Consider the following 14,127-nt stretch of genomic DNA (forward strand, 5'->3'; position numbering starts at 1 on the left):
GGGCGCGCGGACGCCCGTACCGTGTCCGTTCACGAGGACGTAACCGGCACTTCCGACTGCACCCCCGCGAATGTGAAAATAGGAGGGTGACACCTCGACACTCCGTAGAATCCGACCCCGCTCAGGACTCCCCCGACATCGGCGCCCCCAAGACCGCCGCGGCCGGCCTGCCCGCTGTCATGCACAGCGTGCGCCAGGTGGCCGAGAACGCCGGGGTCATGCGCGGGCTGCCCGCCATGCTCAAGGTCAACCAGAAGAAGGGCTTCGACTGCCCCGGCTGCGCCTGGCCCGAGCACGACAAACGCCACACGGCCGAGTTCTGTGAGAACGGCGCCAAGGCCGTGGCCGAGGAGGCCACCAACCGAGGCCTCACCGGCGCGTTCTTCGCCGAGCACTCCGTCTCCGATCTGTCCGAACGCTCCGGGTACTGGCTGGGTCAGCAGGGCCGCCTGACCGAACCCCTGTACCTGGCCGAGGGCGCCACCCACTACGAGCCGGTGGGTTGGGACCGCGCCCTCGACATCATCGCCGAGGACCTGCGCGGCGTTGACCACCCCGACCGCGCCGTCTTCTACACCTCGGGCCGCACCAGCAACGAGGCGGCCTTCGTCTATCAGCTGTTCGCCCGGGCCCTGGGCACCAACAACCTGCCCGACTGCTCCAACATGTGCCACGAGTCGTCCGGCTCGGCCCTGTCCGAGACCATCGGCGTGGGCAAGGGCAGTGTGTCCCTGGACGACCTGCAGCGCGCCGACCTCATCATCGTCGCGGGGCAGAACCCGGGCACCAACCACCCGCGCATGCTCAGCTCGCTGAAGCGGGCCAAGCGCGGCGGTTCGCGCATCGTCACGGTCAACCCGCTGCCCGAGGCGGGCAGCACCAACTTCCGCGACCCGCAGACCCCGGCGGGGCTCATGGGGCGCGGGACCGACCTGACCGACCTGTTCGCGCAGATCCGGATCGGCGGCGACCTCGCGCTGTTCTCCGCGGTCAACCGGCTGCTGCTGGAGGCCGACGCCCGGGGCGAGGACGTGCTCGACCGTGCGTTCGTCGACGAGTTCACGCACGGTTTCGAGGACTACGCCAAGGAGCTCCTGGCCGAGCCCGAGGAGGAGTTCTGGCCGCGGGTCGAGCGCGCCACCGGGCTGGAGCGCGAGCTGATCGAGCGCATCACCACGATGGTCCTGGAGTCGCAGAACGTCGTGGTGTGCTGGGCGATGGGCCTGACCCAGCACAAGCACTCGGTGCCCACGATCCGCGAGGTCGTGAACTTCCTGCTGCTGCGCGGCAACGTGGGGCGCCCGGGCGCGGGCGTGTGCCCGGTGCGCGGCCACTCCAACGTGCAGGGCGACCGCACGATGGGCATCTGGGAGAAGCCCCCGGAGGCCTTCCTCGACGCGATCCAGCGGGAGTTCTCCTTCGAGCCGCCGCGCGAGCACGGCCACGACACGGTCGAGGCGATCCACGCCATGGGGCGCGGTGAGGTCGACGTGTTCTTCGCGATGGGCGGCAACTTCGTGTCGGCCTCCCCCGACACGCTGGTGACCGAGGAGGCCATGCGGCGTGTGGGCCTGACGGTGCACGTGTCCACCAAGCTCAACCGTTCGCACGTGGTCACCGGGACCCGGGCGCTGATCCTGCCGGCGCTGGCACGCAGCGACCGCGACCGGTACGAGGGCCAGGAGCGGTGGATCACGGTGGAGGACTCCATGGGCAAGGTGCACGCCTCCCACGGGGTGCTCGACCCGCTGTCCGAGGGCATGCGCTCGGAGGTCGACATCGTGCGCGAGCTGGCCCGCCGCACGCTGGGCGAGGGCTCGGTGGTGGACTGGGACTCCCTGGCCGACTACGACCGCATCCGCGACCACGTGGCGGCGGTGGTTCCGGGCTTCGACGACTTCAACGCCCGGGCACGCCGGCCCGCGGGGTTCACGCTGCCGCACGCCCCGCGCGACGACCGCCGTTTCCCCACGGCGACGGGGCTGGCCAACTTCACGCGCAACGGCAGTTACGCGCCGGAGGTGCCCGAGGGGCGCCTGATGCTGCAGACGCTGCGTTCGCACGACCAGTACAACACCACGATCTACGGGTTGGACGACCGCTACCGCGGCGTGACCGGTGGGCGCCGGGTGGTGCTGGTCAACCCCGAGGACGCGCGCGAGCTCGGCCTGGTGGAGGGCTCGCACGTGGACCTGGTGAGCGAGTGGGAGGACGGCCGCGAGCGCCGGGCCCCGCACTTCAAGGTGGCGCTGTACCCGACCGCGCGCGGGGGTGCGGCCGCCTACTACCCGGAGACCAACGTGCTGGTCCCGCTGGACTCCACGGCCGACATCAGCAACACCCCCACGTCCAAGTCGGTGGTGGTGCGGTTCGAGGAGAGCACGGGGGCTCCGACCCAGGGGATCTGACCTGGACCCCCGGTACCGCCCCGGATGCGGGGGCGCCCCCGTCGAACGTGCACGGAGGGCGCCCCCGTACTCTGAGGCGATGCCGACCATCTACCTGATCCGCCACGGCAAGGCCTCCCCCGAGGCGGACGACTACGACGAGCTCAGCGCGCCCGGCTACGAGCAGGCGCGGCTGCTCGGGGCCGAACTGCGGCGCCGGGACCTCAAGGTGGGCCCGGTGGTGTCGGGGTCGTTGCGGCGCCAGCGGCAGACCGCGGGCACGGCTCTGGCCGAGGCCGGTGTCGACGAGGCGCCGGAGGTGGACCGTCGCTGGGACGAGTACGACCACCTGGGGCTGCTGGCCCTGGACCCGCAGGGTTCGGGGTCGTTGCAGGACCGCCTGGACGCCTCGTTGACCGCCTGGACGGGGTCCGGGGAGACCGGTCCGGGCAGCTGGAACCACTTCCGCGACGGGGTGGCCTCCGCCCTGACCGACGTGGTGACCCGGCTGGAGCGCGGCCACACCGCCCTGGTGTTCACCTCGGCGGGGGTCATCGCGACCGTGTGCTCGATGCTGCTGTCCACGTCCACGTCGGGGTTCCTGGCGATGAACCGGATCGTGGTCAACGGTTCGGTCACCAAGCTGCTGCACGGCCGCGGCGGCACCCAGCTGGTCGGGTTCAACGACCACGCGCACCTGGAGCACGGCGGCACGGAGCTGATGACCTACCGCTGACACACAGCGGACCTGCCCCGCAGCGTGATGTGCGAGGCAGGTCGGCCCATGAAGCGCGCTGCGGCCGCGCGTGCGGCGGCAGCCCCTTCCCCGGGACAGCGGCCTCACGGGTGGAGTGCGGTCTGCCAGTCCAGCAGGTCGAGGTCGTGCCTGGCCGCCACCGCCCCGGGGTCACGGGCTTCGGTGCACTCGGCCAGGCGGGCGGAGAGTTCCCACCGCGCCCGCCGCACCTGTATGCGGTCCTCGGAGGTCAGGGGCACCGCTTCCAGGGGCCCGGTGCCGACCCGGAGGCCGAACGGGGTGCGCAGAGCCCATTCCCAGGTCTGGCGGCCGTTCGTTCCCACGCGGAGGAGGGCTGCGTGGACGAGGACCCCGTGTGTCGAGGGCCTTCCTGCTGCAACAGGACCCATTGCCCGATCAGCAGGGATGGGTCCTGCGTCTGCTTCGATGGGCCGGAACGCCGGTCTCGTCGGTTGGCCTGCGCGTGCATCAGGGGTCTTCCTCGGCTCGTTCGTACACGGTCGGCGGACGCGAGTGTCCGGGGGCCGATCCCCGGACTGCATCCGCTCGGTGTACGGGTGACGCCGGTGCGGTCGATCCATGACGCGGTTGAGCCAACTTTTTTCACATTTGCCCCACATCCCTCTCCCGGCCCATGCCCGAAGAGGTGGGCTACCGCTGCCCCGGGCCGGGGGCGGGGTCGCGCAGGACCCGCGCGGTGCGCAGGCCGGCGAAGCCGGCGGCCAGAGCACCCACGCCCACCATGGCGAGCGCTCCCCCGGCCATGAGGGCGCCGGCTGCGCCGATGAAGGGGGCCAGCGCGCCGAGGGTGAGGGCGCCGGCGGAGTTGCCGAGGGTGGACTGGGCGGTCCACACGGCGTTGACCCGTCCGCGCAGTTGGTCGGGGGTGTGGGACTGCAGGAGGGCGTAGCGCAGGATCTCCTCGACGACCTGTCCGAAGCCGAGCAGGGTCAGGAAGAAGAAGGCGAGCGGCGCCCAGGTGCTGACCCCGAACCCGAGCACGGCCAGCCCGCACAGGCCGACCGCGAGGAGCATGAGGCCGCCGGTGCGCTGTGTGCGTCCGGCCCACCCGCTGGTGAGCGAGCCGATGAGGGCGCCGACGGCCGGTGCGGTGTAGAGGATGCCGACCAGCGCGGGGCCTCCGCCGAGGACCTTGTCGGTGAACTCGTTGATGAGCACCTGCGGGGCGGCGAACAGCATCTGCACCAGGCCCAGGAGCAGGAGGGGCCCGACGACCTTGTGGGTCAGGGCGAACCGTCCGCCCTCGCGCAGTGCGGCCAGGAACGGTTGGGAGCGTGCCTCCTCGGGGGCCTCCAAACGCGGTAGGCGCGCCACGAGCACGGTGGTGAGCAGGGAGAGCACCGCGGTCAGCACGTAGTTGGAGCCCATGCCCAGCGACGCGATGACCACACCGCCCAGGGCGGGGGCCAGGACCGACCCGAGCCGGCCGTTGAGGGCGAGCAGGGCCCCGGCGGCGGGGAGTTTGTCGCGCGGCACGAACCCGGGGGCAGCGGCCTGGAGGGCGACGGTGCTGAAGGAGCCGAAGAACCCGTTGAAGGCGGCGGTCACGTAGATGACCCAGAGCCAGGGTTCGTCGGGCACGAGGGTGTTGGCGGCGAGCACACCGAAGGCCAGGACGGCGGCACCGCGGCCGATGACGATGAGGCGCCGCCGGTCACCGCGGTCGGCGAGCATCCCGCCGACGAGGGTGCCGGTCAGGACGCTGACGGCGTTGGTGGTGTGCACGGTCGCCACCAGGAGTGAGGACCCAGTGAGCCCGTAGACCTGCATGGGCAGGGCGACGGCCGCGAAACCCAGTCCGAAGATGGAGATGAGCCGGGCGACGAAGATGATCCTGAACTCGGGGCTCGTCCGGAGGGGGCTGATGTCGACCATCAGCTGGGAGAGTCTCACGGGGGTCCTTCACGGGTGGTCGGTGGAGGCCCGGCGCTACCGGGTCCTCCACCGGTGGGTGACTGCGTTTCCCGGTGGTCCGGGCGGATCAGGCGCTCGCCTCGCGCAGGCTGCGGGGGCGCAGGTCGGTCCAGTGCGTGTCGACGTACTCCAGCGCCTCGTCCTTGGACACGGGGCCGTGGACGGGGGTCCAGCCCTCGGGGACGCGGGCGAAGCCGGGCCAGAGCGAGTGCTGGTCCTCGCCGTTGACCAGGACCAGGAAGGCGCCGTCGGTGTCGTCGAAGGGGTTGCTCATGGTGGGTCTCCCTCGGGTGCGTGGTGTGGCGGGTCGGGTGGTGCTCAGCCGGTGGTGAGGAGCTTGTTCCAGGCCTGGAGGGTGGGGTCCTCGGCCAGGGCGACGAAGTCGGTCTCGACCCCGTACTCGCGCCACTTCTCGACCAGGCTCATGAGGCGGATCGAGTCCATGCCCTGGTCGAGCAGGCTCACGCCCTCCTCGATCTCCTCCGGCGGGATCCCCAGAGCCTCGGCGGCGTGGGCGCGGACGGCCTCGGGGGTCAGCGCCTGCCGGGCGGGGTCGGTGTCCTGCTGCATGCGATTCCAGTTCAGGGTCGGGCCCGTTGTGCGGGCCGGTTCGGGTGGTCGGCCCGGCGGCACCGCGGGCGCGGTGCCGCCGGAGGGGTCAGGGGTCGATCCGGTCCAGGACCTCGTCGAGGCTGTCCAGGGTCAGGAGCGCGGACTTGTGTGTGGTCGCGTCGCTCCAGGACAGCGGGTGCACCTGGTCGTCCTGGGCGGCGGGCAGGGACTCGAAGACGTCCTGGTCCAGCAGGTCCGCGGTGGGTCCGGGGACCTCGCCGTCGGGCCGGGCCTCGGTGAGGATCACATCGGCGCCGGAGAGCTGGTCGATCTCTTCCAGGGGGTGATAGGCCGCCCACGCCTGGTGGGAGGCCTCGTTCTGCTCGCCGATGAAGTCGAGGCCGACCTCGGTGGCGATGGAGGTGTTCCAGGCCGGGCCGAACTCCTGCAGGACCTGCCCGGCGCCGGCGCCGGGTGTGCCCTCGGAGGAGCGGACGAAGGCGAAGTCGGTCTCCTCCAGGACGGGGGCGTACTCCTCGCCGAGCTCGGCGACGCGGGTGTCGTACTCGGCCTCGACGTCCTCGTAGGTGTCGGAGACCCCGACCGCGTCGGCCACCTGCGCCTCGACCTCCTTCCAGGAGTCGGGGTCGCCGAGGCCGATGGTGGCGGTCGGGGCGATCTCCCCGAGGTCGTCGAGGGGGACGTTCTCCCACCCGTCCGCGGGCCAGGCGACGACGATCAGGTCGGGTTCGAGGTTGGCCACGGCCTCGAAGTTGATCTCGTCCGTGGCCCCGACCTGCTCCAGACCGGTCATCGTGTCGACGTCGTCGGGGTGGATCTTCTCGTCCCAGTTGTCGTCGGTGTGCACGCCGACCACGTCGCCGCCGAGTTCGACCGCGGGCTGGGCGGCGTAGGACAGGGCCACCACCCGCTGGGGGACGGCGGGGATCTCGACCTCGCCGTGGTCGCCCTCGAAGGTCCGGGTCTCACCGGCCGCATCGGCGCCGGCGTCGTCCGAACCGGATCCGGTGCAGGCGGCGGCCCCGAGCGCGAGGGCGGCCAGGACGCTCGTCGAGCGCAGGAGCACGGTGTCGGTCATAGGGGATCTCCTGTCGGGGAACGGGGGATGATGAGGCAAGCCTAGCCTTACTTTTTTTCGTCGCGCATCCCGGGGGTCTGCTCCAGCGCCTCGGCCAGCACCGGCCCGACCTCGGTCAGCGCGGCCGGCCCGGTGAGGGCGTCGTGGGAGGCGTTGACGCGGTGGTCGCTCACCCGGCCCGTCACGTAGGGCTCCCAGGCGCGGTGGTCCACGTCCTCGCGCGGGGTCCCGGCCGCGGTGAAGAACACCAGGTCGCCGTCGAAGGTGCGGTAGGTGGCACGGGTCATGAGCTCGGCGTTCTCCCGGTAGGTGTCCACGACCGCGTCGAGGGTCTGCGGGTCCAGGTCGCCCCAGATCCCCTCGCCCTCCCGGATGAACTCGGTGACCTCGGCCCGTGCGTACGGCGGGGCGAAGTCGTCCGGAACATCGCGCATGGAGGTGGCGAGCAGGAAGCGCAACGCCTCCTGTTCGAGCTCCTCAGGACCGGCCGAGAGTTCCCGGGAGCGCCGCTCGCCGTCCAGCGGGTAGGTGTCCATGACCGCCAGGAGCGCGACCTCCTCGCCCCGCTGCTGGAGGAGGGTGGCGACGGCGTGTGCGACCTGACCGCCGAAGGACCAACCGACCAGGTGGTAGGGGCCGCGGGGCTGGACCGACCTGATCCGCTCCAGGTAGTACTCGGCGATCCCGTCGAGGTCGGTGGCCACCCCGTGCCGACCGCGCAGGCCGGGCGACTGCACGCCGTAGACCGGCCGGTCGGTGTCGAGATAGGGCGTGAGGCCTGCGAAGGACCAGCTGAACCCGGCGGCGGGGTGGAGGCAGAACAGGGGCGGGAGATCCCCGCCGGCGCGCAGGGGCAGAACGGTGGCCAGCGGGTCGGTGTTGGCCTCCGAGCCCAGGAGGCGCGCGGCGATCCTTTCGGGGGTGGCCGCGGTGAGGACCTCGCCGACCCGGAGCCGGGTGTCGAAGGCGCCCCGGATTTTTCCGACCAGGCGCATGGCCAGCAGGGAGTGGCCGCCCAGGGCGAAGAAGTCGTCCTCCACACCGACCTCGTCCAGGCCGAGGACCTCGGCGAAGAGGGCGCAGAGGGTGCGCTCCTCCTCGTTGGCCGGGGCCCGTCCGCCACCCGCACGCCACTCGGGGGCGGGCAGGGCGGCCTGGTCGAGCTTGCCGTTGACGGTCAGCGGCAGGCGCTCCACCGGGACCAGGGCGCTGGGGACCATGTGGTCGGGCAGGCGCGCGGCCAGGGCGCTGCGCACCTCCTCGGTGTCGAGGCGCTCGGCCCCGCCGGTCCTGGGCACGAGGTAGGCCACGAGCCTGCGCACACCGGGGGTGTCCTCCCTGGCCAGGACCGCTGCCTGGGACAGGTCGGGGTGCGATTCCAGGACCGCGACGATCTCGCCGGGTTCGACCCGGTGGCCGCGGATCTTGATCTGGTCGTCGGTCCGGCCGAGGAAGTCCACGAGTCCGTCCTCGCCCCAGCGCACCAGGTCGCCGGTGCGGTACATGCGGGTGCCGGGCGGGCCGAAGGGGTCGGCCACGAAGCGGTCGGCGGTCGCACCGGGGCGCTCGGCGTATCCGCGTGCGAGCCCGGCGCCGGAGACGTAGAGCTCGCCGGGCACCCCCGGCGGGACCGGTGCCAGGCCAGGGTCGAGCACGTACACGCGGGTGTTGTGGATGGGCGCGCCCACGGTGGGCGCTCCGCTGTCCTCCGTGCCTCCCCCGAGGGTGTTGATCGTGTACTCGGTGGGCCCGTAGAGGTTGTAGCCGAGCACGCCCGGGGCCTCCCGGAGGCGCTGCCAGACGGCGTCGGAGACCGCCTCTCCCCCGAGCAGGACCAGGCCAGGAACGTGCCTGCCGTCCTGTTCCAGCAGGCCGTCCTCGATGAGCTGGCCGCAGTAGGAGGGGGTGACGTTGACGACGTCGATGCTGTGCTCGGCGCAGTAGGAGGTCAGGGCGTCGGAGTCGCGGCGCATCTCCTCGTCCATCAGGTGCACCTCGTGTCCCTGGACGAGCCAGAGCAGTTCCTCCCAGGACATGTCGAAGGAGAAGGAGACGGTGTGCGCGATGCGCAGGACCCGTCCGCCCTGTTCGGCGATGACCTGGTCGAAGATGCGTTCCTGGTGGTTGACCAGCATGTTGGTCAGGCCGCGCAGGGGCACCGCCACACCCTTGGGCCGGCCGGTGGATCCGGAGGTGTAGATGGTGTAGGCCAGGGTGTCGGGCGTGACCGGGCCGAGGAGTTCGGCGTCGGTGAGGTCCTCGGTCGAGAGCCCTTCCAGGGCCGCCTCGGTGCCGGCCTGGCCCAGCACGAGGGCGGCCGTGCCCTCGGGGTACGGGACCTTGGGGGCCGAACCCTCGTCGACCAGGGCGACCGGCGGCGCGGCCTCGGCGAGCATGTCGGCCAGCCTGGACTCGGGGTGGTCCAGGTCGAGCGGCACGTATCCGGCACCGGCCTTGAGCACGGCGAACAGTCCCGCCACGGCGTCGACCGAACGCGGGACCCCGAGGGCGACGCTGGTGTCGGGTGCCACGCCCCGTTCGACGAGCAGCCGGGCGATGCGGTTGGCGCGGCCGTTGAGCTCGGCGAAGGATACGCGGCGGCCGTGGAAGACCAGGGCCGTCCGGTCGGGGACGCGCTGGGCGGTCCGTTCCAGGATCCGGGTGATCGGGTCGGCCGGCAGGTCCCGCTCGGTGCGGTTGGGCTCGACGAGCACCGCCCGGTTCTCCTCCTCCGACAGCAGGTCGAGGTCGGCCACGCGCTGTTCGGGGTCGCGGGTGAGCTCGCCGATCGCCGCGAGGGCGCGGTCGAAGAGGCGCTGGACGGTCGTGTCGTCGAACAGGTCGGGGCGGTAGGCGAGGGAGACCGCGGTGGTCTCGCCCGGTTCCACGACGAAGGTGAGGGGGTAGTGCGTGGCGTCCGCGGCCGACACGCTCTCCAGCCCCACCGCTTCTTCCAGCTCACGGACCTGGGAGGCGTCCTTGGGGGTGTTGCGCAGGACGTACAGGGTGTCGAAGAGGGTGCCCAGGCCGGCCTGGCGCTGGATCTCGGCGAGGTTCACGTGGTGGTACGGCAGCAGGGCGGTCTGCTGCTCGTGCACGCGCGCGAACAGGTCGAGCAGGCGTTCGTCCGGGCGCGGGTCGATGCGCACGGGGATGGTGTTGAAGAACAGGCCGATGATCGAGGAGACGTCGGGGATCTCCGGGGGACGCCCCGAGACGGTGCTGCCGAAGACGATGTCGTCGCGTCCGGTCTGAGCGCGCAGGGTCAGGGCCCAGGCGGTGTACAGGAGCGTGTTTGGGGTGACGCCGATGCGCCGGGCGACGGTGGTCAGTGCCTGGGCGGTCTCCGGGTCGAGCGTCGCCTCGAGCGAGCGGGGCATGACCGGTCGGCGCCCCTGGTCGGGCGGGGCAACCAGGGTCGGGGCGTCCAGCCCGCGCAGGGCCTCGCGCCAGGCGCCGGCGGCACGGTCCATGTCCTGGCGCGACAGCCAGACCAGGTAGTCGCGGTAGGGGCGGGCCGGGGGGAGCTTGCTGCCGTCGCCGCCCGCGCGGTAGAGCTCCAGGAGCTCGAAGATGTAGAGCGTCCCGGACCAGCCGTCCATGAGGATGTGGTGGTGGGTCTCGACCAGGACCGTCCGGCCGGGCCCGCAGTGCACGAGCACGTTGCGGATCAGCGGGGGCCGGGTGAGGTCGAAGCGGCGCTCGCGCTCCTCGCGGCGGATGCGGGTGAGTTCGCGGTCGCGTTCGGCGGGCTCGTGGCCGCTCAGGTCCACCTCGCGCCAGTGGGCGGGCATGGCGGGCCGGATGAACTGGACGGGCTGCTCCATGCCCTCGTGGGCGAAGCCGGCCCGCAGGTTGGGGTGGCGGCGCAGCATCTCGTCGGCACTGGCCCGGAGCACGCCGGCGTCCACGGGCCGGTCGAACTCGAACACGTGCTGGACGGTGTAGACGTCCAGGCGCTGGTCGTCGTCGAGGGAGTGGAAGAGCAGGCCCTGCTGGAGGGGGGCCAGCGGGAGGACGTCCTCGAGGGTCGCTGAGGCGGGCTGGGACACGGTCCTGGGCTCCTTGTTCGGTGGGGCTGGGTCTGCGGTGGGTGCGGCGGCGGTGCGGACGGGGCTACTCGGGGTCCCGGCCCAGGTCCGCCAGGAGGGCCATCTGGTCGGCGCCCAGGGAGATCAGCGGTTCGGGTTCGGCCTCGGGCTCCGGTCCGCCGGCCCCGGCGGGTTCCTGCTCGGGCCGCCGGCCGGCCCGGGACAGACCCGCGGGGGTGGGGTGGGTGAAGACGTCGTGCACACTGACCTCGAGCCCACGCCCGGCGATCTCGGTGACCAGGCGCAGCGCGCTGATGCTGTCGCCGCCGAGGCGGAAGAAGTCGTCGTCGGTGCCGGCCTCCTCCAGCCCGAGCACCGTGGCGAAGGCGGCGCAGACCGTGTGTTCGAGGTCGGTGCGGGGCCCTCCCCCGCGCCCGGCGCCGGCGCCGAAGTCCGGGGCGGGCAGGGCGGAACGGTCGAGCTTGCCGTTCGGGGACAGCGGCCACTCCCCGACCGCCACCAGGGCCGAGGGCACCATGGCGCCCGGCAGGGACCGGGCGATGTGCTCGCGGGCCGTGTCGGGGGCGGCGGGACCGCTGATGTAGCCGACGAGCACGTCCTCGCCGGAGGCGTTCCCGGCGAGGGCGGCGACCGCGCCGGTGACGCCCGGGACGGCTGCCAGGGCCGCCTCGACCTCGCCGAGCTCGATGCGCTGGCCCCGCACCTTGACCTGCGCGTCCGAACGGCCCACGAACTCCAGGACACCGTCGCGGAGCCGGGCCACGTCCCCCGTGCGGTACATGCGGGCGCCCCGGCCGGCGAACGGGTCGGCGACGAAGCGTTCGGCGGTCAGGCCGGGGCGGCCCCGGTAGCCGCGGGCGAGCTGGGTGCCGGACAGGTACAGGTCGCCGGCCACGCCGTCCGGCACCGGGCGCAGGAAGGGGTCCAGCACGTAGGCGCGGGTGTTCCACACCGGGCGGCCGATCGGCACCGTTCCGCGGCCCGCGTCCACGAACGCGTCGGCCCAGGTAACGTCGACCGCCGCCTCGGTCGGGCCGTAGAGGTTGAACAGGTCCGCGCCGGGCAGCGCCTCGAAGAACCGTTCGGCCGCCGCGGAGGGCAGCGCCTCCCCAGACGCGAACACCGCGCGCAGGCCGTCGCAGTCGGCGGCGGAGGGCTCCTCCAGGAAGACCCGCAGCATCGAGGGCACGAAGTGGCACTTGGTGACGGCGTGCTCATCCATCACCCGCGCCAGTCGGGCCGGGTCGCGGTGCGCACCGGGCGGGGCCACGACCAGGGCCGCACCGGCGCGGAAGGGCCAGAAGAACTCCCACACCGACACGTCGAAGGCCGACGGGGTCTTCTGCAGCACGCGGTCGTCCTCACCGAGGGGGAACTGGTGCTGCATCCACTCCAACCGGTTGACGATCGCCGCGTGCGAGACCCCCACGCCCTTCGGACGGCCCGTGGAACCCGACGTGTAGATCACGTAGGCGAGGTCGTCCTCGTGCAGTACGCGGTGGCGCTCGTCCTGGGACAGTTCTGCGCCGGACCTCCGTTCCAGGAGCTCGGCCGTGGCCGGGGCGTCCAGGTACAGGCGTTCTCCGCCCCCGCCGGGGAGGGACCGCGCACCCTCGCCGGTGGTCAGGACGAGGCGGGGCGCGGCGTCCTCCAGCACGAACCGGAGCCGCTCCTGCGGGTACTCCAGGTCCAGCGGCAGGTAGGCGCCGCCGGCGACCACGACCGCGTGCAGTGCCACGACCAGGTCGGCCGAGCGCGGCACGGCGACCGCGACCACCTCGCCGGGCCCTACCCCGCGCGAGACCAGTTCGCGGGCCAACCGGTTCACCCGGGCGCGGAACTGCGCGTGGTCGAGCTCGGTCCCCGCTTCCGGGTCGATCAGGGCCGGGCCGTCTGAAACCGCTGCCCCGGCGCCGGTCGGGTCGCCCAGCAGCCCGGGCGCCATGGCCACGAACGTGCGGCCGGCCTCCTCGAGCGCGGCGGTCTCCCGCTCGGAGGCGGGCGCCAGTTCGGCCGGCCGGAGCTCGGGAGAGCGGACCAGGCCGAGGAGGGCGCTCCGGAACTCCTCCAGGAGGGTCCGCGCCTCCTGCTCGCCGCACACGTCGGTGCGGTGGCCGAGCACGAACCTCGGTTCACCGCCGGGCAGGGCGACGAGGGTGAGGGGGTAGTGGGTGGCGTCGTGCACGTCGACGTCGCGCACGTTCACGCCGGCGAAGGACCGCTCCCCCAGCTCCGGGTCGAGCGGATAGTTCTCGACCACCAGGAGGGAGTCGAACCCGGTGCCCGTCGCGCGCTGGATGCGGCCCAGACCCAGGTGGTGGTGGGCGATGAGGGCGCCCTGTTCGTCCTGGAGACGGCGCACCAGGCCGGCACCGCTCTCGGCGGGGTCGAGCCGGGCACGGACCGGCACCGTGTTGATGAGCAGCCCGATCATCGACTGCGCGTCCCGGACCCCGGTGGAGCGGCCCGACACGGCCGCGCCGAAGACCACGTCGCCGCTGCCGGTGCGCCGGGAGGCCACGAGCGCCCAGGCGGCCTGGACGAGCGAGTTGAGGGTCGCCCCGGTGTGTGCGGGCGCCGAGGCCAGGTCCGCGGCCTCCTCCTCGGTCAGGGTGAGCTCGGCCCGGCGGCTCCGGGCGCCCTCCCCGGCCGGACCCGCGGTGCGTTCCTGAGGCCGCCCGAGCACGTCGGTGTTCTCCGGCGCCCCGTCCAGGGCCCGGACCCAGGCGTCCTCGGCGGCGTCGGTGTCGCGCGAGGCGAGCCAGGCGAGGTGGTCGCGGAAGGCGGGTGCCTGCGGCAGGCCGTCCCCGTCCCCGTCGGCGGAGTAGGCCTCCATGAGTTCGCGGACCAGGAGCGGCATCGACCATCCGTCGAGCACGATGTGGTGGTTGGTCAGCACCAGGGTGTGCTCGGTCGCGCTGTGCCGCACCAGGACGCAGCGCAGCGGCGGGGCGACGGTGAGGTCGAAGGGGGTCCGGTCCTCGTCCTCTGCGATGCGCGCGAGCTCGTCCCGGGTCTCCTCGGGGGTGGCCGCGCTCAGGTCGACCGGCCGGACCGGGACGGTGGCCTCGCGCGCCACGAACTGGACTGGGCGGTCCAGGTCCTCGTACCAGAAACCGACACGCAGGTTGGGGTACCGGCTGAGCACGGTGGCCCAGGCGGCCCGCAGCCGGTCGGGGTCGAGCGGCCCGGTGAGGCCGATGGTGGTGCGCACCGTGTAGACGTCGTCCCGGTCACTGCCGGCGTGGAAGAGCAGCCCTTCCTGCAACGGGGTGAGGGGGAGGACGTCCTCCAGGGCGCGCTCTGGCGAAGCCATGTCTGTCCTGTCCGTTCGGGTCGTGTGTG

9 protein-coding genes are annotated in these 14,127 nt (G+C 72.6%); 2 read left to right on the plus strand and 7 right to left on the minus strand.

Annotated features, from left to right (window positions below; translation table 11 throughout):
- Positions 1-86: 86 nt before the first annotated feature.
- The gene (locus IDM40_RS02475) at positions 87-2,408 is read left to right on the plus strand and encodes an FdhF/YdeP family oxidoreductase (protein ID WP_193120233.1); all 2,322 of its coding nucleotides are present in this window, start codon (positions 87-89) and stop codon (positions 2,406-2,408) included.
- A gap of 79 nt (positions 2,409-2,487) precedes the next feature.
- A complete protein-coding gene (locus IDM40_RS02480) occupies positions 2,488-3,123 on the plus strand; it encodes a histidine phosphatase family protein (RefSeq protein ID WP_193120234.1) in 636 nt (211 codons plus the stop codon).
- A gap of 104 nt (positions 3,124-3,227) precedes the next feature.
- Here IDM40_RS02480 and IDM40_RS02485 read toward each other — a convergent pair whose 3' ends face one another.
- From IDM40_RS02485 to IDM40_RS02515, 7 genes are all read right to left on the minus strand, one after another.
- Positions 3,228-3,467, minus strand: a complete 240-nt coding sequence (locus tag IDM40_RS02485) for a hypothetical protein (RefSeq protein ID WP_193120235.1) — start codon at positions 3,465-3,467, stop codon at positions 3,228-3,230.
- Positions 3,468-3,795: 328 nt separating this feature from the next.
- Positions 3,796-5,058 (minus strand): enterobactin transporter EntS, encoded by a 1,263-nt coding sequence (gene entS, locus IDM40_RS02490; RefSeq protein WP_328806918.1) that lies wholly within the window; start codon positions 5,056-5,058, stop codon positions 3,796-3,798.
- A gap of 88 nt (positions 5,059-5,146) precedes the next feature.
- Positions 5,147-5,353: an MbtH family protein gene (locus tag IDM40_RS02495; protein WP_193120236.1), complete on the minus strand. Its 207-nt coding sequence runs from the start codon at positions 5,351-5,353 to the stop codon at positions 5,147-5,149.
- A 44-nt stretch (positions 5,354-5,397) separates the two neighbouring features.
- Positions 5,398-5,649, minus strand: a complete 252-nt coding sequence (locus IDM40_RS02500) for a phosphopantetheine-binding protein (protein ID WP_193120237.1) — start codon at positions 5,647-5,649, stop codon at positions 5,398-5,400.
- A gap of 88 nt (positions 5,650-5,737) precedes the next feature.
- A complete protein-coding gene (locus IDM40_RS02505; protein WP_193120238.1) occupies positions 5,738-6,730 on the minus strand; it encodes an ABC transporter substrate-binding protein in 993 nt (330 codons plus the stop codon).
- Positions 6,731-6,777: 47 nt separating this feature from the next.
- Positions 6,778-10,782: a non-ribosomal peptide synthetase gene (locus IDM40_RS02510; protein ID WP_193120239.1), complete on the minus strand. Its 4,005-nt coding sequence runs from the start codon at positions 10,780-10,782 to the stop codon at positions 6,778-6,780.
- Positions 10,783-10,846: 64 nt separating this feature from the next.
- Positions 10,847-14,098: a non-ribosomal peptide synthetase gene (locus IDM40_RS02515; RefSeq protein ID WP_193120240.1), complete on the minus strand. Its 3,252-nt coding sequence runs from the start codon at positions 14,096-14,098 to the stop codon at positions 10,847-10,849.
- Positions 14,099-14,127: the final 29 nt, after the last annotated feature.

Source organism: Nocardiopsis coralli (assembly GCF_014892575.1).
Lineage (GTDB): Bacteria > Actinomycetota > Actinomycetes > Streptosporangiales > Streptosporangiaceae > Nocardiopsis > Nocardiopsis coralli.